This is a genomic window from Agrobacterium sp. SOY23 (assembly GCF_027212525.1).
GTDB lineage: Bacteria > Pseudomonadota > Alphaproteobacteria > Rhizobiales > Rhizobiaceae > Agrobacterium > Agrobacterium tumefaciens_I.
The window spans coordinates 223,832-244,419 of the sequence record NZ_JAPWDT010000003.1; the positions used below are offsets into that span (position 1 = coordinate 223,832).

The following is a 20,588-nucleotide window of genomic DNA, read 5'->3' on the forward strand; positions in this document are numbered from 1 at the left end:
CTTAGGTGCAACCCGCAACGCAGGACCATTGACATGACCGATAAAAAACTCCGTTCCGACCGCTGGTTCGCCCCCGACGACCTGCGCAGCTTCGGCCACCGCTCGCGCATGATGCAGCTCGGTTATGCGGAGGAGGATTTTGTCGGCAAACCCGTCATCGGTATCCTCAACACCTGGTCGGAGCTGAACACCTGTCACTCGCATTTCCCCGAACGGGTGAAGGATGTGAAACGTGGCGTGCTGCAGGCCGGCGGTTTCCCCGTCGAAATGCCGTCGCTCTCGGTGGACGAAAGCTTCACCAAGCCGACATCGATGCTTTACCGCAACATGCTGGCAATGGAGACGGAGGAGATGATCCGCTCGCATCCGCTCGACGGCGTGGTGCTGATGGGCGGTTGCGACAAGACGACACCCGGTCTCGTCATGGGTGCGATCTCAGCCGGTGTGCCGATGATCTATCTGCCCGCCGGCCCGATGCTGAGCGGAAATTATGCCGGCAAGGTTCTGGGCTCGGGTTCGGACGCCTGGAAATATTGGGATGAGCGCCGCGCAGGCAATGTCACCGACGAGGAATGGCGTGGCGTGCAGGGCGGCATCGCCCGCTCTGCCGGTGTCTGTATGACAATGGGCACAGCCTCGACCATGACGGCCATTGCCGACGCACTTGGCATCACGCTGCCCGGCGCCTCTTCAATTCCGGCGGTCGATTCCGAACATCAGCGCATGTCCGCAGCCTGTGGCCGCCGCATTGTCGAGATGGTTTCGGAAGACCTGACACCGGACCATATCCTGACGGCGGCAGCTTTCCGCAACGCCGCCATCGTCGCGATGGCGACGGGTTGTTCCACCAATGCCGTGGTGCACCTGATCGCCATGGCGCGTCGCGCAGGTGTGCCGATGACGCTGGACGAGCTGGACGAGCTTGGCCGTGTTACGCCGCTCATCGCCAATGTCCGCCCCTCCGGCAAGGACTATCTGATGCAGGACTTCTTTTACGCCGGTGGCCTGCGGGCGCTGATGAAGCAGCTGGAAAGCCGTCTCGACTGTTCGGCGCTGACCGTGACCGGCCGCAGCATGGGCGAAAATCTCGAAGGCGCGAAGGTCTATAACGACGACGTTATCCGCTCGCTCGATAATCCCGTCTATGCGGAAGGCTCGCTTGCGGTGCTGCGCGGCAATCTCTGCCCTGACGGCGCCGTCATCAAGCCCGCCGCCTGCGATCCGAAATATCATGTTCACGAAGGCCCGGCGCTGGTCTTCGACAGCTATCCGGAGATGAAGAAAGCCATCGACGACGAGAACCTCGATGTCACGCCGGATCATGTTCTGGTGCTGCGCAATGCCGGCCCGCTCGGTGGCCCCGGTTTTCCCGAGTGGGGCATGTTGCCGATCCCCAAGGCGCTGATCAAGAAGGGCCACCGTGACATGGTGCGTATTTCCGATGCCCGCATGTCCGGCACGTCCTACGGTGCCTGCGTGCTGCATGTCGCGCCGGAGAGCTTTGTCGGCGGCCCGCTGGCGCTCCTGAAAACCGGCGATATCGTGCGCCTCGACCTGCCGCAGCGTCGTCTCGACATGCTGGTCAGTGAAGAGGAGATCGCCCGTCGCCGGGCGGCCTGGCAGGCGCCGGCACCGCGGTATGAACGTGGTTATGGTTATCTTTTCTCCAAGCATGTTACCCAGGCCGATCAGGGCTGTGACTTCGACTTCCTGCAGACGGATTTCGGCCGCACCGCCGGCGAGCCTGATATTTTCTAAGGACGTGACATGTTGAAGCGATTGCTCATCACCGGTGCCGGCGGCAAGCTGGGCAGCATGCTGCGCGGACGGCTTGGCCATGTCGCCGAGACCATCCGCCTTTCCGATGTCGTTGATCTCGGTACGCCAGCCCCTCACGAAGAGCTCGTTGCCTGCGCGCTGGAAGACGAGCAGGCGGTGCACGATCTCGTCAAGGATTGCGATGGCATCGTCCATCTCGGCGGAATTTCCGTGGAAAGGGCATTCGACCCGATCGAGGCCGCCAATCTGCGTGGGGTTTATAATCTCTACGAGGCCGCACGGCTGAACGGCATGCCGCGTATTCTGTTCGCCTCCAGCAACCACACGATCGGTTATCATCCGCAGGGCAAGCAGCTTGCGCCCGAGACACCCTTTCTGCCTGATGGCCTTTATGGCGTCTCGAAGATTTTCGGCGAGGCGATGGCGAGCCTCTATCATTCCAAATTCGGGCAGGAGACGGCGATTGTCCGCATAGGCTCCTGCGAAGAAAAACCCACCAACTGGCGGATGTTGTCGACCTGGCTCAGCTACGGCGACTTCGTCTCGCTGATCGAGGCCACATTCCGCGCGCCGAAACTCGGATGCCCGGTCATCTGGGGCGTTTCAGCCAATGACGACAGCTGGTGGGATAATTCCCATGTTGATTTTCTCGGCTGGCAGCGCCGCGACAATGCCGCACACTACCGGGCGGAAATCGAACGCGATGTGCCGCGCCCCGATCCGGAGGCCGCGATCGCGAAATATCAGGGCGGCGTTTTTATCGACGAGCCCATTCACAGAACCTGAAACGCATTTATCCGCCATTGCGAGGAGACAGACATGAACAATGAAACGCGCGAAAAACTGCTGACGATTTCCGTCGCCACGCTGGCGACGGCGCTTTACAAGCGTGGCCTGCGCAACCAGGTCATCCAGGGCGTGCGCCCACTGGGTTACAAGGGCAAGAACATGGTGGGCCCGGCCTTTACCCTGCGCTACATGCCGGCCCGCGAAGACCGCAACCAGCTTGTCGAATTCCGCAATCCCGCCCATCCGCAGCGCGTCGCCATCGAAACCTGCCCGCCGGGCCATGTGCTCGTCATGGACAGCCGCAAGGACGCCACTGCCGCCTCGGCCGGCGATATTCTGGTCACGCGCCTGATGGTTCGCGGCGGTGCCGGCATCGTTTCCGACGGTGGTTTCCGTGATGCGGCCACCATAGCCGAGCTGGATATTCCGGCCTACCACACCCGGCCCTCCAGCCCGACCAACCTCACCAAACACGAGGCGATCGAAATCAACGGCCCGATTGGCTGCGGTGATGCGCCGGTTTTCCCCGGCGACATCATCGTCGGCGACGCGGATTGCGTCATCGTCATCCCCGCCGGCATTGCCGATGAAGTGGCGACGGAAGCGGTGGAAATGACGGCTTACGAAGATTTCGTGGTGGAACAGGTCAAGGCGGGCCAGACCATCATCGGGCTTTATCCCTGCACGAAGGAAGAGCACCAGACGGCCTTTGCCGAATGGCGCAAGAAGAACAACCGCTGAGCCCAAAGCCAGCCAAGGCTTTCGCCGCGCGGATCACCCCCGCGCGGCGTTCGCAATAGAACTTTCGGAACAGGTTTCCGAAATGGAATCTCACCGCCCATTCCGGGATGTTTGAACGTCAGGGTGCTCTCCCTGTTCGACGTGTCTGCGTCTCCCGTAGAACAGCCTGCAACCTACGATAGGGTTTACGAGGCGGCATCGCAGCCTGCGGAACGTTGAGTTCCCCAGCGGCTCCTCCGGCGGCTTCCGACAAAATTTCATAAGGATTTGAACGGCATCCCGCATTCTCAAGGCGGAATGCGGTGCATCTGTCTTTGCGGAAACACCTTTCATCACCGCGTTGTGTGCCGCTTTGCGGCGCTGCCGTGAAGAAAGCATTGACGTTCGGACCAAAAATGGAATAAATATATCGAACAAACAGAAAATCGGTTTCATTATTCCGTTTTCTGGATGTGAGGAGGTAGCGGCGGGCTCTCGGGTTCGCTTCCGGCTGGGAGAGGTGGCGCCGGACGCCATGGAGGAGAAAAAACAAATGAAGAAGCTTATCATCGGCGCAGCCATGTCTGTGCTTCTCGGCACGGCGGCACATGCGGAGACCGTTGGAGTCTCGATGGCGCTGTTCGACGACAACTTCCTGACCGTGCTGCGTAACGGCATGCAGGATTATTCCAAGGAGCTGAAGGGCGTCACCCTGCAGGTCGAGGACGCGCAGAACGACGTTGCCAAGCAGCAGAGCCAGATTCAGAATTTCATCGCTTCCAAGGTCGACGCGATCATCGTCAACCCGGTCGATACGGATGCGACCGCGGCCATGTCGAAGCTCGCCGCCGATGCGAAAATCCCGCTGGTTTACGTCAACCGCCAGCCGGTGAACGTCGACAGCCTGCCGGATGGCCAGGCATTTGTGGCTTCTGAAGAAACAGTTGCCGGCACGCTGGAAACCAAGGAAGTCTGCCGCCTTCTCGGTGGCAAGGGCAAGGCCGTCGTCATGATGGGCGAATTGTCCAACCAGGGCGCTCGCATGCGCACGCAGGCGGTTCACGATGTTCTGAAAACCGACGAATGCAAGGGTATTTCGATCGTGGAAGAACAGACCGCAAACTGGCAGCGCACTCAGGGTTCCGACCTCGTCACCAACTGGCTTTCCAGCGGCGTCGAGTTCAATGCCGTCATCGCCAACAACGACGAAATGGCCATCGGCGCCCTTCAGGCGCTGAAATCCGCGGGCAAGGACATGAAGGATTATGTCGTCGCCGGTGTGGATGCGACGCAGGACGCGCTTGCCGCCATGCAGGCCGGCGATCTTGACGTTACGGTCTTCCAGGATGCCGCAGGACAGGGCAAGGGCGCGCTCGATGCCGCGCTGAAGCTCGTCAAGGGCGACAAGATCGAGAAGAAGGTCTACATTCCCTTCCAGCTCGTCACGCCTGAAAACGTCAAGGACTACGTGGCCAAGAACTAAAGGCCGCTTTCCGGCATCTGCGCCCGTTTCAGGTGATATCGGAGGCGGATGCCGGTTTTCGACGGTGCCGGAGAACAAGCTTCGGCGCGTGCGTGGATTGCGATTGAATTCCAGTGAATTCAAAATGTTACAGCGCCCATTTTGTCGTGACCGACACGGCGCTGTAAGCCTCCCCGGAGGCGAGGCGTGCTGTTTGGCAAAGTCCTGTCTCCGGTCATTTTTGTCTATTGTGGAGGATGAGATGGTCGTCAGTCCATCGACAATGGCCGCCGTGCGCGCCAGCGGAGCCGTGCCGAATGCGGAGTTTCTTCTCGCGGCGGAAGGCATACGCAAGGAATTTCCAGGCGTCGTGGCGCTGGACGATGTTTCGTTCCACCTCAAGCGCGGCACCGTGCATGCGCTGATGGGCGAAAACGGTGCCGGCAAGTCGACGCTGATGAAGATTCTGGCCGGCATCTACCAGCCGGATGGCGGCGAAATCCGCCTGAAAGGCGCCGGTATAAGGCTCGATTCCCCGCTTGATGCATTGGAAAACGGCATAGCCATGATCCATCAGGAACTGAACCTGATGGCCTATATGACGGTCGCCGAAAACATCTGGATTCGCCGTGAGCCGAAAAACCGGCTTGGCTTCATCGACCATGGCGAAATGTATCGCCGCACCGAGGCGTTGCTGCAAAGGCTTGGCATCGATCTCGACCCGGAAACCCGCGTCGGCGAGCTTTCGGTGGCCAGCCGGCAGATGGTGGAGATCGCCAAGGCGGTTTCCTACGATTCCGACGTTCTCATCATGGATGAGCCGACATCAGCGCTGACGGAGCGCGAGGTCGAGCATCTCTTCCGCATCATCCGCGACCTCCGTGAACGCGGTATCGGCATCGTCTACATCACTCACAAGATGAACGAGCTGTTCGAGATCGCCGACGAGTTTTCCGTGTTCCGCGACGGTAAATACATCGGCACCCACGCTTCCACCGACGTGACGCGCGACGATATCATCCGCATGATGGTGGGTCGCGAAATCACCCAGATGTTCCCGAAGGAAGAGGTTCCGATTGGTGACGTCGTGCTGTCGGTCAAGAACCTCACGCTCGACGGCGTGTTCCACGACGTCTCTTTCGAGGTTCGGGCCGGTGAGATTCTCGGTGTCGCGGGTCTTGTCGGTTCGGGACGTTCCAATGTCGCCGAGACGGTGTTCGGTGTCACACCCGCATCATCGGGCACCGTTGCAATCGACGGCAAACAGGTTTCGATCGGCAGCCCGACCGAGGCGATCCGTCATCGCATGGCGTTCCTGACTGAGGACCGTAAGGATACCGGGTGCCTGCTCATTCTCAATATTCTCGAGAATATGCAGATCGCCGTGCTGCAGGACAAATACGTCGCCAATGGTTTCGTGCAGGAAAGCGCACTGTCGGATGCCTGCGAGGAGATGTGCCGCAAGCTCCGGGTCAAGACGCCGCATCTTTACGAGCGCATCGAGAACCTGTCGGGCGGCAACCAGCAGAAGGTGCTGATCGGCCGCTGGATGCTGACCAAGCCGCGCATTCTCATTCTGGATGAGCCGACGCGCGGCATCGATGTCGGCGCCAAGGCGGAAATTCACAAGCTGGTTTGCGAGATGGCGCGCCAGGGCGTTGCCGTCATCATGATTTCCTCCGAAATGCCGGAGGTTCTGGGTATGAGCGACCGTGTCATGGTCATGCATGAAGGTCGGGTGACGGGCTTCCTTGATAGAAGTGAAGCCACACAGGTGAAAGTGATGGATCTCGCATCGCGGTGAGGCGCGCCGGGATTTCTCGAGGAGGAACGATTATGACTACGAACGCCGCCAACGTGGAGTTGGATGCAAAGTCCGGACGCAAGCCGCACCGGCGCATCCCGCCCGAGGCCAATATCTTTTTCGTACTGATTGGCATCGCGCTGGTTTATGAAATTCTCGGCTGGATTTTCATCGGCCAGAGCTTTTTGATGAACCAGCAGCGCCTGACGATCATGATCCTGCAGGTGTCGGTGATCGGCATCATCGCCGTCGGCGTGACGCAAGTCATCATCACCGGCGGTATCGACCTTTCCTCCGGCTCCGTCGTCGGCCTGACGGCGATGTTGTCCGCCAGCGTCGGGCAATCATCCACATGGCCGCGGGCCCTTTATCCGGGGTTGACCGATCTGCCCTTCTTCATCCCGCTGGCCGTTGGCGTATTGGCCGGCGCCCTTGCTGGCTTCATCAACGGGCAGCTTATTGCCCGGACCAAAATTCCACCCTTCATCGCAACACTCGGCATGATGGTGACTGCGCGTGGTCTTTCCAAGTGGTATACGAAGGGTCAGCCGATTTCCGGCCTGACGGATGGGTTCAACTTCATCGGCACGGGCATCTGGCCGGTCGTGGTGTTCCTCGTCGTCGCCGTCATCTTCCATGTGGCGCTGCGTTATACGCGTTACGGCAAGTTCACCTACGCCATCGGCGCCAACCAGCAGGCGGCCCGCGTTTCCGGTATCAACATCGAAGCGCATCTGATCAAGGTCTACGCCATTGCCGGTCTGCTGGCCGGTCTCGCCGGTGTCGTCACCGCTGCCCGTGCACAGACGGCGCAGGCCGGCATGGGCGTGATGTATGAACTCGATGCCATCGCCGCAGCGGTCATCGGCGGCACGTCGCTTTCCGGTGGCGCCGGCCGCATTACCGGAACGGTCATCGGCACCATCATTCTCGGCGTCATGACATCCGGCTTCACCTTCCTCCGGGTGGATGCCTATTACCAGGAAATCGTCAAGGGCCTGATCATCGTGGCCGCCGTTGTCGCCGACGTCTACCGGCAGAAGAAACGCGCAAAGCGCTAAGTCCTCCTCCCAGACCTTGGGGCAAGCTTTCGGGCTTGCCCCTTTTTTATGGGTGAATGAAACGGGGCAAAGGTTCAGGCCTTGCTGTTCCGATAAGCGTGAACAGCCTTGCCAAATGCCTCGAAGAGGGCCCGCGAGGGCGCATCCGTCTCGGCCCAATATTCCGGATGCCACTGCACGCCAACGGCAAAGCCTTTGGCGTCCATGACGGAAACGGCCTCGATGGTGCCGTCTTCGGCCGTCGCTTCCACCTGCAAGCGCGGTGCGGTCTCGGCAATCGCCTGCCGGTGCAGCGAATTGATCTGGATTTCACCCGACATGCCGAGATGTTCGGCAATGCAGGTGCCTTCCCGCACATATACGGGCTGGCGAATGGCGAAGGCGACATCGCGGTCGTCATGTTCCGGCTTGCGATGGTCCCATATGCCGGGCTGTTCCTGAATTTCTGAAGCCAGCGTGCCGCCCAGCGCAACATTCAGCTCCTGAATGCCGCGGCAGATCGCGAGCATGGGGATACCGCGCTCGATGGCACGGCGGATGAGCGGCAGGCTGGTGGCGTCGCGGCCCGGATCGAAGGGACCGTCGCTTTCCTGCGCCTCTTTTCCATAGAGGGCAGGGTGGACATTGGTGGCGGATCCGGACACGAGCAGACCGTCCACCCGGTCGAGAATTGCGTCGACCTCGTTACCGTCCTCGAAGGCCGGGACGATGAAGGACATCACACCCGCCACTTTCAATGCGGCGGAAACATACTGGTTTTGCGCGGCGTGCCAGTCGGCTCCGGCGAAATGCCGGATGTCGGCAGGAACGGCGATAATGGGTTTTGGCATGGTGGCTCCGGGGCGAATCTTCGAAATTTGTGCGACTGCCGGCTGGCCGAGTCAAGCATGTGTTTTGCGGTCTGCAGGCCATATATGCGCCTAAAGTATGAGGTGGTGCCGAGATATTTCAGTTGCAAATAAAATGCGAAGCTGAGTTCCCGAAAAGGCCGGTTTTTCCGTGATTAATTCTTGATGCGGGTGCTTGTCAGCTGACCGGTAACCGTGCTTACTTTGCTGCGATGCCTGAACAGCAACGAGGGGAATTCAAAGCTGCGGGCAGCGTTCATATCTGGGAGGATATAGATGGATCGCCGTTCCTTTATGAAAAAAGGTGCGCTTGCGGGAGCAGCAACTGCTCTGGCCGCGCCCGCCATTGCACAGCAGAACACCAAGATCAACTGGCGCCTGACGTCGTCGTTTCCGAAATCGCTCGACACGATTTATGGCGGCGCGGAAGATATTGCCAAACACGTTGCGGCCGCAACCGATGGCAATTTCACCATCCAGCCCTTTGCCGCCGGTGAAATCGTGCCAGGCCTGCAGGCGGCCGATGCCGTCTCCTCGGGCACCGTGGAAATGTGCCACACCTGCTCCTATTATTACGTCGGCAAGGATCCGACCTTCGCCATCGGTACGGCGATACCCTTCGGCCTCAATGCCCGCCTGACCAACTCCTGGTTCTATGAAGGCAACGGCAACAAGCTGCTCAACGAGTTTTACGCCAAGCACAATCTCTACGGCATGATCTCAGGCAACACCGGCGCCCAGATGGGTGGTTGGTTCCGCAAGGAAATCAACACGGTCGACGATTTCAAGGGCGTGAAGATGCGCATTGCCGGTCTTGCCGGCAAGGTGGTGGAAAAGCTCGGCGTCGTGCCGCAACAGATCGCCGGCGGCGACATCTATCCGGCGCTGGAAAAAGGTACCATCGACGCCGCGGAATGGGTCGGTCCTTATGACGACCACAAGCTCGGCTTCCAGAAGGTGGCGAAATATTATTATTATCCCGCTTTCTGGGAAGGCGGCCCGGTTATCCATTCCTTCGTCAATCTGGACAAGTGGAACAGCCTGCCGAAGAACTACCAGATGGCGCTTCAGGATGCCTGCGCCTTCGCCAACACCAGCATGATGGCGAAATACGACGCGAAAAATCCGATCGCCATCAAGCAGCTGGTTTCGGAAGGTGCGGTGCTCCGGCCCTTCAGCCAGGAAATCCTCGAAGCCTGCTATAAGGCGGCACTTGAAGTTTACGCCAACATTTCGGCGTCCAACCCTGACTTCAAGAAGATCTATGAGGACCAGGTCGCCTTCAAGCGCGAGGGTTATCTGTGGATGCAGCTTGCGGAATATACTTTCGATACGTTCATGATGATCCAGCAGCGTAACGGCAAGCTCTGATTATTCGGTAACGGCGGCGGACCGGGCAAAAGCCTCGGAGATTTCGGTCTCCGGGGTTTTTGTTGTGTGCACATGCCTTCACGCGTCCGACAACAAAGGATGATTTACGATCGGGTCTGTTGTGAGCAAAAGCAGCAGGTTCCGTGACCAGCCGGAGCGTCGGCGGGGATTGGCCACGCCGACCTCGGCAAAGGCCCTGCTCTCAACTGTGGAGGTGATGCGATGTGGAAAACGCTGAGCATTGCATTCGTCATTAGGAAAAACCGGACAGGCTGGTCAGTGAATGTCCGGTTCAATTTCTAAAGAGAATAAACGGAAGGCAGGGGTGCAACCCTGTCTTCCACTCCGCAACTATAAGCGTTTCGCCCAGCCCTTACAAGACGCCGGTCAAGGCCCGATCTTCGGCGGCTCGCCGAGATTCGGCATGCCCGGCAACCCGCCCGGCTGGCCGAAATTGGGCATGGTGTTGCCGCCCTGATTACCGAAGGCGGGCACCTCGATCTTGATGGAGTTCAGATCCACGTCGGGCGCCTTGTCGATCCAGTAGGTGACGGATTCCGGCCAGAAGATCACGATGGCGACGAGGATGAGCTGCATGCCGAGCCATGGGATGGCGCCCATGTAGATATCCGATGTCTTGACCGTGCGCGGCGCGATGGAGCGCAGGTAAAACAGGGCAAATCCGAAGGGCGGATGCATGAAGCTCGTCTGCATGTTGATGCAGATCAGCACGCCGAACCAGATGAGATCGATGCCAAGCGACTGGGCGATCGGCGCCAGCATCGGAATGACGATGAAGGCGATCTCGAAGAAGTCGAGGAAGAAGGCGAGGAAGAAGATGAAGATGTTGACGAAGATCAGGAAGCCGATGGGGCCGCCCGGAATGCCCGACAACATGTGCTCGATCCACAGAGAACCGTCCATGCCCTGGAAGACGAGAGAGAAGCAGGTGGCGCCGACCAGAATGAACACCACCATCGAGGTGATATGCATGGTGGAATGCATGCCCTGCTTGATGAGGTCCCAGGTGAGGCGGCGATGTGCTGCCGCAAGCGCCATCGCGCCCACGACACCGAGCGCCCCCGCTTCGGTCGGCGTTGCAAGGCCAAGGAAGATGGTGCCGAGCACGAGGAAGATCAGCACGATGGACGGGATCATGCCAGCCAGCACGCGGAATACCAGCGCGCGGTTGAGTTCTCCACGCGCTTCCGGCGGCAGGGCCGGCAAGTCCTTGGGCCGCACGACCGACATGAAGAGGATGAACAGCATGAAGATCGCGACCTGCAGGATCGAAGGACCGATCGCGCCGAGATACATGTCGCCCACGGATTTGCCGAGCTGGTCGGCAAGGACGATCAGCACGAGCGAGGGCGGAATGACCTGGGTTATCGTTCCCGAGGCCGCGATGACACCGGTGGCAAGCCGCGGATTATACCCGTATTTCAGCATGATCGGCAGCGAGATGACGCCCATGGTGATGACGGATGCGGCGACCGTGCCGGTGATGGCACCGAGGATCGCGCCGACAATGATGACGGCATAGGCGAGGCCGCCGGGAATGGCACCAAACAGCTTGCCGGTTCCCTCAAGCAGATCCTCGGCGAGGCCACATCGCTCAAGGATCGCTCCCATGAAGGTGAAGAAGGGAATGGCCAGCAGCAGGTCGTTCGAGACGATGCCGAAGATGCGCAGCGGCAGCGCCTGAAGAAAGGCCGGCGAAAAATGCTCGGTGAAGATGCCGATGACGCCGAAAACGAGGCCGACGGTGGCAAGCGAGAAAGCAACCGGAAATCCGTAAAGCATGAAGATGATCATGCCGAGGAACATCAGTGGTGGAAGAATGCCATATTCAAACATGGGAAATATCCTGAAGGTTCAGATCGGCGCGATCATTGCAGGGGCTTTTCGTACTTCGTATCCAGCGCATAAAGCCCGTTGAGGGCGCCTATGCGCTTGATGAGTTCGGAAAATCCCTGAAGAACCAGGAGGGCGAAACCTGCGAAGATGACGAGCTTCACCGGCCAGCGGATGAGGCCTCCGGCATTGGAGGACATTTCGCTCTGATGCCAGGACAGCGTGAACATGGGCCAGGAAAGCCAGGCAAGATAAAAGCAGCCCGGCAGCAGGAAGAGCACGATGCCGATAATATCCACCCAGATGCGGCTGCGCGGTGAAATAGCGCCATAAATGATGTCCACCCGCACATGTTCGTTCATCCGCAGCGTATAGGATGCGCCGATCAGCACGATGAAGGCGAACATGTACCACTGGATTTCCAGCCAGCCGTTAGAACTGTAGTTGAAAGTGTAACGGACCATGGCATTGCCGGCGCTGACGAGGCAGCAGATGAGCACGAGATAGCCGGCGACCTTGCCCAGAGCTTCACTTGCAAGGTCTATCAGCGCACTTAGTTTTAAAAGCGATTTCATGACTTTCCCCTCTTCCCTTTTCGGGCCCTTTGCGGGTTTATGGCGGAGAGCAAAGCCCCATGCCCTTGCGGCGGCCACGCCTCCACGCGCATCCGCTGCCACAAGTTCCGGAGTTCCTCCCCACAGAATCCGTGTATGGTCAGGCGGTCCGAAAAGCAACCGAAACCGCCACGAAACAGCGCGAGCGACCGCCATTTTCAACCGTTTACGAAAGAATGTTGCCGGACGGCATGTTTTGCCCGCAGCAGCGGTCATAGTGCATGCCATCGCCGCACTTTCGCGCGGAACGCATTGCGCTTTTCGGCGACTTCATGTTAGGTCTGGCTACGGAGAATCCGGCATTGCCCCACGATCGTCCGCGGGCAAAATGTCCCGCGCGACGGGCATGACGGATGGAGCAAAGGGGAAGCGGAATGAGTGAACACCACACGGGTCCTGTCGAAGTCGGCGCCGAGATGAACTACGCCGAGCACGAAAAGACCTATAACGGTTTTCTGGCCTTGACGAAGTACGGCACAATGATGTTGTGCGTGCTGATGCTGGCCATGGTCGCGGGTTTCTTCACCTCCGCCGGCTTCCTTGGTGGTCTGGTCGTCTTCGTCGTACTGTCGGCAGCGGGTTTCTTTCTGCTGCGCTGAACAATCCCGTTCATGAGCGGTTCCCGTTCCGGGGACCGGGCGACGCCGGATAACCGGAAAGGCCAAGCCATGAAGCGTCTGCTATATTGTCTGTTTCTGCTGGTGGCGATTGCGCATCCTGCTTTGTCACGCGATCTCTCGTCTGCTGAGCAGGATAGTCTTCGCACACAGATTGAGCGATTTCAGACGGCTTTGAGCGCACAGGATTTCGAGGTCGTCAGCAAGACGGTGCCGCCAAAAATCTTTGAATTCATCGCAAGCGATGCGGGCGTTACCGTGGAGCAGCTGCGCAGCGCCCTGACCACGCAGATGCAGATGGCGCTCGCGGCGGTCAAGATAACCGAATTCACCATGGATACGCAGGCGATCAGCCTTGCGCAAACGCCGGATGGAACACCCTATGCGCTCGTTCCGACGAAGACAGTGATGGAAACCGGCGGCCAGACGATCGAGGCGAAATCACACACGCTGGCGCTGATGGACGGCACGGCGTGGTATTTGCTGCGGGTCAGCGACCAGCAGCAGGTCGCCATCTTGCGCAAGGTCTATCCGTCCTTCGCCGACGTGACGTTTCCCGACGGTTCCATGCAGCCGGTGAAATAGCCCGCATTCTCAAAGGTGCGGCCTTGCCGGCGAACGGCCTTCACTCAGGAAAAGCGCCCCGGACGGAAGGGGTCGACCGAAATTGCCGTCTCCTCGCCACTGGCTAACTGCGTGACGAGACGGGCTGTCGCTGCCGATTGTGTCAGCCCCAGATGGCCGTGGCCGAAGGCATAGATGACGGAGGGCGTGGCGCGGGCCGTGCCGATGACGGGAAGACAGTCCGGCATGGACGGACGGAAGCCCATCCATTGCCGTCCGCCTTCCAGCTTGATACCGGGCAGGAAACGTCCCGCCTTCTTCAACATGGCCTCTGCTCGGCGGAAATTCGGTTTCAGTTCGAGCCCGCCGAGTTCGACGGCGCCGCCAACACGAATGCCCGTCGATAGCGGGGTGACGACGAAGCCATGGTCGTTGAAATAAAGCTGGCGCGTCAGGTTGAAGGCGTTGGCGGGCAGGGTGGTGTTGTAGCCGCGTTCGGTCTCCAGCGGCACGATGTTGCCAAGCGTCGCGGCAAGCTTTTTCGACCACGCGCCGCCGGCGATCACCACTTTGTCGGCGTCGATCTTGTCGCCGTTTTCCAGCGTCACGATCGTGCTTTCGCCGACGGCGTCGATGCGTTCGGCCTCACCCTTGCGCAGGCTGGCGCCACGGGCGAGCACCAGATCGAAGATGGCACGGGTGAAATCGTAGGGATCGGAGACCTGCAGGCCATTCGGCGAAAACACGGCGTGGCGGAACTGCGGCGCGAGACCCGGTTGCAGCTCCTCGATTTCGTTGCGGCCGATGCGTTCGAAGGAATAGCCGGCGCTTTCCTTTTCGTCCCAATCCTTGCGGGCGGCATTGAGGCTTGCCTCGCTGTCGTAAAGATCGAGCGTGCCGGTTTTCAAAACGAACGATGAAAGTTCCGGCATGGCGGCGACATGGGCCATTTCCGTGGCCGCCAGCCGGTTGATGTCAGTAAGGGATTTCAGCCCGTGACGAAAGTTGCGTTCGGCGCTGGCGCGCCAGAAACGCCACAGCCAGGGCGCGATCTTCGCCGCATAGGCAGGCGGCACGCTGAGCGGGCCGAGCGGATCGAACAGCCAGCGCGGCGCTTTTTTCATGATGCCGGGCGATGGAATGGGAATGATTTCCGGAAAGGCCAATATGCCTGCATTACCGGAACTGGCGCCGCGGGCAACCTCGCCACGTTCCAGAAGCACCACCTCGCGTCCGGCATTCTGCAGATAAAGCGCCGCCATGGAACCGATAATGCCGGTGCCGATCACCAGCACATCGCATTTCAGGGTTTTGGTCATCGGCGCTCCTGCAACACAAATCTTTCAACCCCGCCATAACAACGAATGCGGTGCTGATGAAAGGCCGCAACGTGCCGCTGCCGCAGAAATATAAGCACTGTGGCAAATAAGCGGTTTCCGGCCGGGCTGAACGGCGTGCCCAGGTTAATAGTTATGACTCATCATTAATCGCAATTTAACGGTGTGCCACTAGTTTCGCGGGCGGGCAGGCCGACCGTTTTCATCCTGATATTTAAGGGGTGGAGGAGGTCCGCATATTGGTTACCGCTGGGGGTTCAAACATATGTCTCACTTTTCCAAATTTGGTCTGGACGCTTCTTCGGTGCTTGATGCGCTCAGCCGTTCGCAGGCTATCATCGAGTTCGACCTGACCGGCAAGATTTTGAAAGCGAACGATAATTTCTGCAAGGCTGTCGGTTATCAGCAGTCTGAAATCGTTGGGCGCTCCCACAGCATGTTCCTGTCTGCCGAAGATGCCTCCTCGCCTGAATACAAGACCTTCTGGGCGAAGCTGTCGCGCGGCGAATATGATCAGGGTCAGTACCGGCGCCTGGCCAAAAATGGCGATGAAATCTGGATCGAAGCCTCCTACAACCCGGTGTTCCGTTTCGGCAAGCCGTACAAGGTGGTCAAGATTGCCACCGATATCACCGCGATGAAGCGCAAGAGTGCCGAGGATGATGGCAAGCTGGCCGCACTTTCCCGGGCGCAGGCCATGATTGAATTTACGCCAGACGGAAAAATCCTCGGCGCCAACGAAAATTTCCTCGCGACGCTGGGTTACACGGCGGAAGAAATCATCGGCAAACATCATTCGATATTCTGCGAGCCGGCCTATACCCAGTCGCAGGATTACCGGAATTTCTGGGAAGAGCTTCGCATGGGCCGCTTTTCCACCGGACAGTTCATGCGGCTTGGCAAGGAAGGCCGCCGCGTTTTCATTCAGGCCTCCTACAATCCGATCATCGATGACCGGGGCCGCGTCTTCAAGGTGGTGAAATTCGCTTTCGACGTGACGGACCGGGTGCATGCGGTCGAGGAACTTGGTGCGGCGCTCGAGCGGCTTTCGCAATGCAATATCCGCGTTACGCTGGACAAGCCGTTCGTCGGCGAGTTCGAAAGGCTGCGGCGCGATTTCAACAAGTCCATCGCCGAATTCCAGAAGACGTTGGAGAACGTCCTCGGCCAGACCGGTGATCTGACCCGCAGCAGCCAGGAAGTCAGCGAAGCTTCCGTCAATCTCGCTGAACGTTCTCGCGAGCAGGCGGTAGCGCTTGAGGAAACCTCGGCAGCACTTGAAGAAATCACCTCGACCGTTCGTTCGTCGACTGAAAACATGAAAGAGACGCGCAAACTCGTCCAGAGCGCGCGGACATCCACCGTGGCTTCCACCGAAGTCGTTGAGCGCACGGTCGATGCCATGCAGCGTATCGAGACGGCATCGCGGGAAATCAGCCAGATCATTGGCGTGATCGATGAAATCGCCTTCCAGACCAACCTGCTGGCGCTGAATGCCGGCGTGGAAGCCGCTCGTGCGGGCGAAGCCGGCAAGGGCTTTGCCGTGGTGGCGCAGGAAGTGCGCGAGCTGGCGCAGCGTTCCGCCAATGCCGCCAAGGAAATCAAGGCGCTGATCAACAATTCCGGCACCGAGGTTCTGGAAGGCGTCAGGCTGGTGGGCGAGACCGGCGAGGCGTTGAAGCAGATCGATGCGCTGGTCAGGCATATTGACGGCAATGTCGACATGATCGCCAAGGCGGCGGATGAACAGGCGGTCGGCATCAGCGAGATCAACAAGGCGGTCAACCGGCTGGACCGGATGACGCAGGAGAACGCGGCAATGAGCGCCCGCACCACGGTTATCAGCACCACGCTGGCGCAGGGCGCCGATGCACTGGCGCAGCTTGTCAGCCTGTTCAAGCTGAACCGCCGCACGGTGCAGCGCGAAGACGGATCATCCACCGCAAGGACGGTTTCGGCGCGGAACGGCGCAGATACTGTTCTCCAGCGCTCTGCGGCGTAGGAGAAAGCGGGCGCGCCGGAGATCGTGCGCGCCCTGCAATCCCATGGTCGATAGGGTTTGAAATCTGGTTTTAAAGAAGGAATATAGGCGGGGGCTTAAAGGTGTTGACGCCCCCACTTCAAAACGTTGCCACAGTCACCGCGCAAAATATCGTTTCAATCGAAAATGCCGCGACTGAGGATGAAGGGAGATTGCGATTCCCCCGTTTCGTTCCAATCTGGATGATGTTCGTGCCTTTCACGCCAGAATGATGGCGGCGGCCAGCAACTCCACGGATGAGAGGCTTGAACGGATCTTCGAACTGGTCCCGCGTGAGATATTTCTTGGACCGGGACCATGGAAGATCAGGGTGAACCGCCGCTATATCGAAACCCCGAGCGCCAACCCTGTCCATATCTATCAGAACGTGCTTGTAGCCCTTGATGCCAGTAAGGATATCAACAACGGGGAGCCCCTGCTGCATGCGAGCTGGATCGGTGCCGCCTGTCCGAAAGCTGGTGATACCATATCCCATATCGGTGCGGGGACGGGTTATTATACGGCAATCCTGTCGCTATTGGCATTGCCGGGCGGCAGCGTTCACGCTTTTGAGATTGAGGAAAGCCTTGCCAGACGGGCACAGGAAAACCTCAAGCCTTTCGAAGGTGTTTTTCTGACGCAGGGTGATGCAACCCTGCTGCCTCTTCCGGCATCCGATCTGATTTACGTCAATGCCGGCGTCGTTGTGCCGCCCGTGGCGTGGCTACAGGCGCTCAAACCGGGTGGCCGGATGATTTTTCCATGGCAGCCTGCCGAGGGCATCGGCGTCGCTATGCTGGTGACGCGCGAGCAATCCGCTTTCATTGCGCGGCCTTTGATGCCGGTGCGGTTTATTCCCTGTATCGGCGCATCGGATGCGCGCCTCTGCGCGAGAGCGCCCAGCATGTCCGAAACGCGAGCCATCCGCTCGCTCCGCCTGACAGCGGATCAAGCGCCCGATGATACGGCTGTCGCTATATTCCCCGACGTCTGGTTTTCCACGGCCGGCGCGCATGGACCCAACCCATAGGCTGTAAACGCGCAGGCCGGGGAAGCTCTTGCCTATCCCCGCAGGGCCGGTCTTGCGATACCGAGATGCTCGCGCAGCGTAGACCCTTCGTATTCCCTGCGGAACAGGCCGCGCTCCTGCAGAAGCGGCACGACTTCGCGGTTGAATTCCTCCAGCCCGCCGGGGAAGAAGGGCGGCATGACGTTGAAGCCGTCGGCCGCGCCGTTTTCGAACCAATCCTGCATCCGGTCCGCCACCTCCTTGGCCGTGCCCATGACGATATGGTGGCCGCGGCCCGCGGCAACGCGCAGCGCCAGTTCGCGGATCGTCAGTTTTTCGCGGCGTGCGAGTTCGGTCAGAAGTTCGGCGCGGCTGCGCAGCTGGTCGGAGATCGGCAGGTCGGGCAGCGGGCCGTCGAGATCATAGTCGGCCAGGCTGTGGCCGATGCGTTCTTCAAGCAGCGGCATGGCGCTCTTGATGTCCGTCCAGCGGTTCAGTTCCTTCAGCTTTTCACCGGCCTCCTCGAAGCTACGGCCGATGATCGGCATGAAGCCGGGCATGACGGCAACGCTGGCCGGATCGCGGCCGAATTTCGCCACCCGCGCCTTGAGGCTGGTATAGAAGGCCTGTGCTTCGGAAATCGCCTGCTGGGCGGTGAAGACGATATCGGCGGTGCGGGCAGCAAGGTCCTGCCCCGGTCCGGAGGAACCGGCCTGAATGAGAACCGGGTGGCCCTGCGGCGAACGCGGAATGTTGAGCGGTCCCTTGACCGTGAAATATTTGCCCTCGTGGTTGAGAATATGGACCTTTTCCGGATCGACGTAACGGCCCGCCTGCTTGTCCTTGACGAAGGCGTCGTCATCCCAGCTGTCCCACAGGCCGCGAACGACATTCACATATTCTTCCGCCACCGCATAACGCTCGTCATGCTCGGGATGGTCCTTGGAGAAATTGGCCGCCGTGCGGGCATAGGAGGTGGTGACGATGTTCCAGGCGGCGCGGCCGTGGCTCAGATGATCGATGGACGCAAAGGCACGGGCGGTATGGTAGGGCTCGCCATAGGTGGTGGAGGCGGTGGCGGCCAGGCCGATCCTGTCGGTCACCATGGCAAGTGCGGCAAGCAGGGTCAGCGGTTCGAAGCGGGCAATCATCGAGGGATGGGCGTCGACGCCGCTGGTCAGGCCGTCGGCCAGAAACACCATGTCGAACTTCGCGGCTTCCGCCATTTTCGTAACACGGGTCAAGAGGTCGAAATTCTCGCTGCCGGCTTCCGCATCGGGGTGACGCCAGCCGGAAACGTGGTGTCCGGCGCCTTGGAGGAAAAGGCCGAGATGCATCTGTCTTTTGCGGGTCGTAGTGGTCATGGGGTCATGCCTTCATGTCGGTCGAGTTATATTTGCGATACCAGAAGCGTTTCGAGCTTTCTGAGGTCGGCTGCGGTCTTCATGCTCCGCACCAGTGCCGGAATTCCGGCGAATTTTTCATTGCTGCCGGTGGCGTCGGCGAATTTTTCCGTCGGATCATCGATGCCCGGCAGGCCATCGATACGGCGCGAGAGCACCGTGCCATCCTTCTTCGTCACATCGATGACCACAAAACGGGTGGTCGGATCGGGTGAGAGGCGGCGCGCCGTCTCGTCATGGCGACGCGAGACTTTTGCGGAAAGGGCAAGCAGGTCGGCGCGTGTCGGGCGCTCGTCGAAATGGCCGATACCGAGCGCTCCGTCCGTCAAGGCGGCGGCAAAGACATATTCAGGGCTGAAACGCGCATCGATGCCGGTCGTGGGCGTGGCCGGCCCGACAAGGGCGGCATCGCCCCCCGGCGGGAAGGTGATGACGATCGTTTCGATTTCGTCGGGTGTCAGCTCATGTCCGCTGCGCAGCGCCAGTGCGCCGACGGCGACGGGATGGGCGGCGGTGCAGCAGGGAAAAGCCTTGAGGGTGAGACCGGGCGAAACGATCTGCCAGGGTGCGCCCCAGCCGGAGAGAACCCGTTTCGGCTGCTCGGCGCCGAAGGCGAAGGCGGAATAAAAGCCGATGGGGTTCTCCAGAAAATCCGGGGCACCCTGAAAACCGGCGCGCGCCAGCCGCGCGGCGGTGAGGCCGGCGCGTGTGGCGAGCCCGGCATGCAGCGGCTTGGCATCGTAGCCGAATTGCAGGCGAAGCCCGGCCGATTGCGTGGCGGCAAGGCCAAGCGCCACGGCCGTGGTCTGCGGATCGAACTTCAGAAGATGGGCGATGGCCGCCGCAGCGCCGATCGGGCCGAGCGTGGCGGTGGCGTGGAAGCCGTTTTCGTAGTGCTTGGTGCCTAGCGACAGGCCGAGACGCGCCATGGTCTCCAGCCCGACGATGTAGGCGGCAATGAAGGCATCCGCCGTCGAACCTTCCTCGACCGCAACAGTCAGCAGCGCGGGAATGATGGCGACGGTGGGGTGGCCACGCACGCTGCCATGGACATCATCATAATCCAGCACATGGCCCGCATGGCCGTTGATGAGGGCGGCGGTAAAGGCATCGGTGTGCAGATCGTGGCCGATGATGCCCGCCGTGCCGGATGTGCCGGGAGTAAAGCTGTCGATCAGGATTTTCGTGCTTCTGTCGGCAGCGCCGCCCAATACACAGGCGAAAAAATCGATCAGCGCCGTGCGGGCGATTGTGACTGCCTCTTCGTCACGCAGCGGATCGGAGGCGGCGATGGCTTCGGCCAGATGCAGGGTGAGTTTCTCATCGGCGGTCATGG

The 20,588-nt window shown here is 59.9% G+C and carries 17 protein-coding genes; 11 read left to right on the forward strand and 6 right to left on the reverse strand.

All coding sequences use genetic code 11. The features are described from left to right. Nucleotides 1-33: 33 nt before the first annotated feature. The 6 genes from araD to O3S81_RS09965 all read left to right on the forward strand — a co-directional run bounded on the left by araD (nucleotide 34) and on the right by O3S81_RS09965 (nucleotide 7,615). Complete coding sequence (gene araD, locus O3S81_RS09940; RefSeq protein WP_269342786.1) at nucleotides 34-1,758, forward strand: L-arabinonate dehydratase; 1,725 nt, start codon at nucleotides 34-36, stop codon at nucleotides 1,756-1,758. Nucleotides 1,759-1,767: 9 nt separating this feature from the next. Next, nucleotides 1,768-2,565 (forward strand): NAD-dependent epimerase/dehydratase family protein, encoded by a 798-nt coding sequence (locus O3S81_RS09945; protein WP_269342787.1) that lies wholly within the window; start codon nucleotides 1,768-1,770, stop codon nucleotides 2,563-2,565. Nucleotides 2,566-2,598: 33 nt separating this feature from the next. Beyond that, the gene (locus O3S81_RS09950; protein ID WP_269342788.1) at nucleotides 2,599-3,309 is read left to right on the forward strand and encodes a ribonuclease activity regulator RraA; all 711 of its coding nucleotides are present in this window, start codon (nucleotides 2,599-2,601) and stop codon (nucleotides 3,307-3,309) included. A gap of 532 nt (nucleotides 3,310-3,841) precedes the next feature. Then, nucleotides 3,842-4,771, forward strand: a complete 930-nt coding sequence (locus O3S81_RS09955; protein WP_269342790.1) for a sugar ABC transporter substrate-binding protein — start codon at nucleotides 3,842-3,844, stop codon at nucleotides 4,769-4,771. Nucleotides 4,772-5,012: 241 nt separating this feature from the next. Further along, the gene (locus tag O3S81_RS09960) at nucleotides 5,013-6,554 is read left to right on the forward strand and encodes a sugar ABC transporter ATP-binding protein (protein ID WP_269342791.1); all 1,542 of its coding nucleotides are present in this window, start codon (nucleotides 5,013-5,015) and stop codon (nucleotides 6,552-6,554) included. 32 nt (nucleotides 6,555-6,586) lie between these two features. Then, on the forward strand, nucleotides 6,587-7,615 hold the full coding sequence (locus tag O3S81_RS09965) for an ABC transporter permease (RefSeq protein WP_269342792.1): 1,029 nt from the start codon (nucleotides 6,587-6,589) through the stop codon (nucleotides 7,613-7,615). Nucleotides 7,616-7,689: 74 nt separating this feature from the next. Here O3S81_RS09965 and O3S81_RS09970 read toward each other — a convergent pair whose 3' ends face one another. Beyond that, nucleotides 7,690-8,445, reverse strand: a complete 756-nt coding sequence (locus tag O3S81_RS09970; protein ID WP_269342793.1) for a gamma-glutamyl-gamma-aminobutyrate hydrolase family protein — start codon at nucleotides 8,443-8,445, stop codon at nucleotides 7,690-7,692. A 294-nt stretch (nucleotides 8,446-8,739) separates the two neighbouring features. On the opposite strand from O3S81_RS09970, the gene O3S81_RS09975 reads away from it, so the two are divergent. After that, nucleotides 8,740-9,834 carry a TRAP transporter substrate-binding protein gene (locus tag O3S81_RS09975; RefSeq protein ID WP_269342794.1) on the forward strand — a complete coding sequence of 365 codons (1,095 nt, stop codon included), beginning with the start codon at nucleotides 8,740-8,742 and terminating at the stop codon, nucleotides 9,832-9,834. Nucleotides 9,835-10,221: 387 nt separating this feature from the next. On the opposite strand, the gene O3S81_RS09980 is transcribed toward O3S81_RS09975, so the two are convergent. Both O3S81_RS09980 and O3S81_RS09985 read right to left on the reverse strand, forming a co-directional pair. Beyond that, nucleotides 10,222-11,691: a TRAP transporter large permease gene (locus O3S81_RS09980; RefSeq protein WP_269342796.1), complete on the reverse strand. Its 1,470-nt coding sequence runs from the start codon at nucleotides 11,689-11,691 to the stop codon at nucleotides 10,222-10,224. Between the two features lie 32 nt (nucleotides 11,692-11,723). Beyond that, the gene (locus tag O3S81_RS09985) at nucleotides 11,724-12,263 is read right to left on the reverse strand and encodes a TRAP transporter small permease subunit (RefSeq protein WP_269342797.1); all 540 of its coding nucleotides are present in this window, start codon (nucleotides 12,261-12,263) and stop codon (nucleotides 11,724-11,726) included. A 413-nt stretch (nucleotides 12,264-12,676) separates the two neighbouring features. On the opposite strand from O3S81_RS09985, the gene O3S81_RS09990 reads away from it, so the two are divergent. Together O3S81_RS09990 and O3S81_RS09995 are read left to right on the forward strand one after the other, a co-directional pair. Beyond that, complete coding sequence (locus tag O3S81_RS09990) at nucleotides 12,677-12,901, forward strand: aa3-type cytochrome c oxidase subunit IV (protein WP_269342798.1); 225 nt, start codon at nucleotides 12,677-12,679, stop codon at nucleotides 12,899-12,901. Nucleotides 12,902-12,970: 69 nt separating this feature from the next. After that, nucleotides 12,971-13,504 carry a hypothetical protein gene (locus tag O3S81_RS09995; RefSeq protein ID WP_269342799.1) on the forward strand — a complete coding sequence of 178 codons (534 nt, stop codon included), beginning with the start codon at nucleotides 12,971-12,973 and terminating at the stop codon, nucleotides 13,502-13,504. A 44-nt stretch (nucleotides 13,505-13,548) separates the two neighbouring features. Here O3S81_RS09995 and O3S81_RS10000 read toward each other — a convergent pair whose 3' ends face one another. Next, nucleotides 13,549-14,802, reverse strand: a complete 1,254-nt coding sequence (locus tag O3S81_RS10000) for an NAD(P)/FAD-dependent oxidoreductase (RefSeq protein WP_269342800.1) — start codon at nucleotides 14,800-14,802, stop codon at nucleotides 13,549-13,551. 283 nt (nucleotides 14,803-15,085) lie between these two features. On the opposite strand from O3S81_RS10000, the gene O3S81_RS10005 reads away from it, so the two are divergent. Together O3S81_RS10005 and O3S81_RS10010 are read left to right on the forward strand one after the other, a co-directional pair. Next, the gene (locus O3S81_RS10005; RefSeq protein ID WP_269342801.1) at nucleotides 15,086-16,822 is read left to right on the forward strand and encodes a methyl-accepting chemotaxis protein; all 1,737 of its coding nucleotides are present in this window, start codon (nucleotides 15,086-15,088) and stop codon (nucleotides 16,820-16,822) included. Between the two features lie 349 nt (nucleotides 16,823-17,171). Next, entirely contained in the window at nucleotides 17,172-17,870 is a 699-nt protein-coding gene (locus O3S81_RS10010; protein ID WP_269342802.1) for a protein-L-isoaspartate O-methyltransferase family protein, read from the forward strand. 32 nt (nucleotides 17,871-17,902) lie between these two features. Here O3S81_RS10010 and O3S81_RS10015 read toward each other — a convergent pair whose 3' ends face one another. Together O3S81_RS10015 and O3S81_RS10020 are read right to left on the reverse strand one after the other, a co-directional pair. Continuing rightward, nucleotides 17,903-19,213, reverse strand: coding sequence for an LLM class flavin-dependent oxidoreductase (locus tag O3S81_RS10015; protein ID WP_269342803.1), 1,311 nt, complete (start codon nucleotides 19,211-19,213; stop codon nucleotides 17,903-17,905). A 26-nt stretch (nucleotides 19,214-19,239) separates the two neighbouring features. Next, a complete protein-coding gene (locus tag O3S81_RS10020) occupies nucleotides 19,240-20,586 on the reverse strand; it encodes an MmgE/PrpD family protein (RefSeq protein WP_269342804.1) in 1,347 nt (448 codons plus the stop codon). Between the last annotated feature and the right edge of the window lie 2 nt (nucleotides 20,587-20,588).

What these genes read in the sequence shown, in the direction of transcription:
- O3S81_RS09970 (WP_269342793.1), bottom strand. Translation starts at nt 8,445, where the DNA reads ATGCCAAAACCCATTATCGCCGTTCCTGCCGACATCCGGCATTTCGCC.
- O3S81_RS09980 (WP_269342796.1), bottom strand. Translation starts at nt 11,691, where the DNA reads ATGTTTGAATATGGCATTCTTCCACCACTGATGTTCCTCGGCATGATC.
- O3S81_RS09990 (WP_269342798.1), top strand. Translation starts at nt 12,677, where the DNA reads ATGAGTGAACACCACACGGGTCCTGTCGAAGTCGGCGCCGAGATGAAC.
- O3S81_RS09955 (WP_269342790.1), top strand. Translation starts at nt 3,842, where the DNA reads ATGAAGAAGCTTATCATCGGCGCAGCCATGTCTGTGCTTCTCGGCACG.
- O3S81_RS10005 (WP_269342801.1), top strand. Translation starts at nt 15,086, where the DNA reads ATGTCTCACTTTTCCAAATTTGGTCTGGACGCTTCTTCGGTGCTTGAT.
- O3S81_RS10015 (WP_269342803.1), bottom strand. Translation starts at nt 19,213, where the DNA reads ATGACCACTACGACCCGCAAAAGACAGATGCATCTCGGCCTTTTCCTC.
- O3S81_RS10000 (WP_269342800.1), bottom strand. Translation starts at nt 14,802, where the DNA reads ATGACCAAAACCCTGAAATGCGATGTGCTGGTGATCGGCACCGGCATT.
- O3S81_RS09960 (WP_269342791.1), top strand. Translation starts at nt 5,013, where the DNA reads ATGGTCGTCAGTCCATCGACAATGGCCGCCGTGCGCGCCAGCGGAGCC.
- O3S81_RS09950 (WP_269342788.1), top strand. Translation starts at nt 2,599, where the DNA reads ATGAACAATGAAACGCGCGAAAAACTGCTGACGATTTCCGTCGCCACG.
- O3S81_RS09965 (WP_269342792.1), top strand. Translation starts at nt 6,587, where the DNA reads ATGACTACGAACGCCGCCAACGTGGAGTTGGATGCAAAGTCCGGACGC.
- O3S81_RS09975 (WP_269342794.1), top strand. Translation starts at nt 8,740, where the DNA reads ATGGATCGCCGTTCCTTTATGAAAAAAGGTGCGCTTGCGGGAGCAGCA.
- O3S81_RS09945 (WP_269342787.1), top strand. Translation starts at nt 1,768, where the DNA reads ATGTTGAAGCGATTGCTCATCACCGGTGCCGGCGGCAAGCTGGGCAGC.
- O3S81_RS09995 (WP_269342799.1), top strand. Translation starts at nt 12,971, where the DNA reads ATGAAGCGTCTGCTATATTGTCTGTTTCTGCTGGTGGCGATTGCGCAT.
- O3S81_RS09985 (WP_269342797.1), bottom strand. Translation starts at nt 12,263, where the DNA reads ATGAAATCGCTTTTAAAACTAAGTGCGCTGATAGACCTTGCAAGTGAA.
- O3S81_RS10020 (WP_269342804.1), bottom strand. Translation starts at nt 20,586, where the DNA reads ATGACCGCCGATGAGAAACTCACCCTGCATCTGGCCGAAGCCATCGCC.
- araD (WP_269342786.1), top strand. Translation starts at nt 34, where the DNA reads ATGACCGATAAAAAACTCCGTTCCGACCGCTGGTTCGCCCCCGACGAC.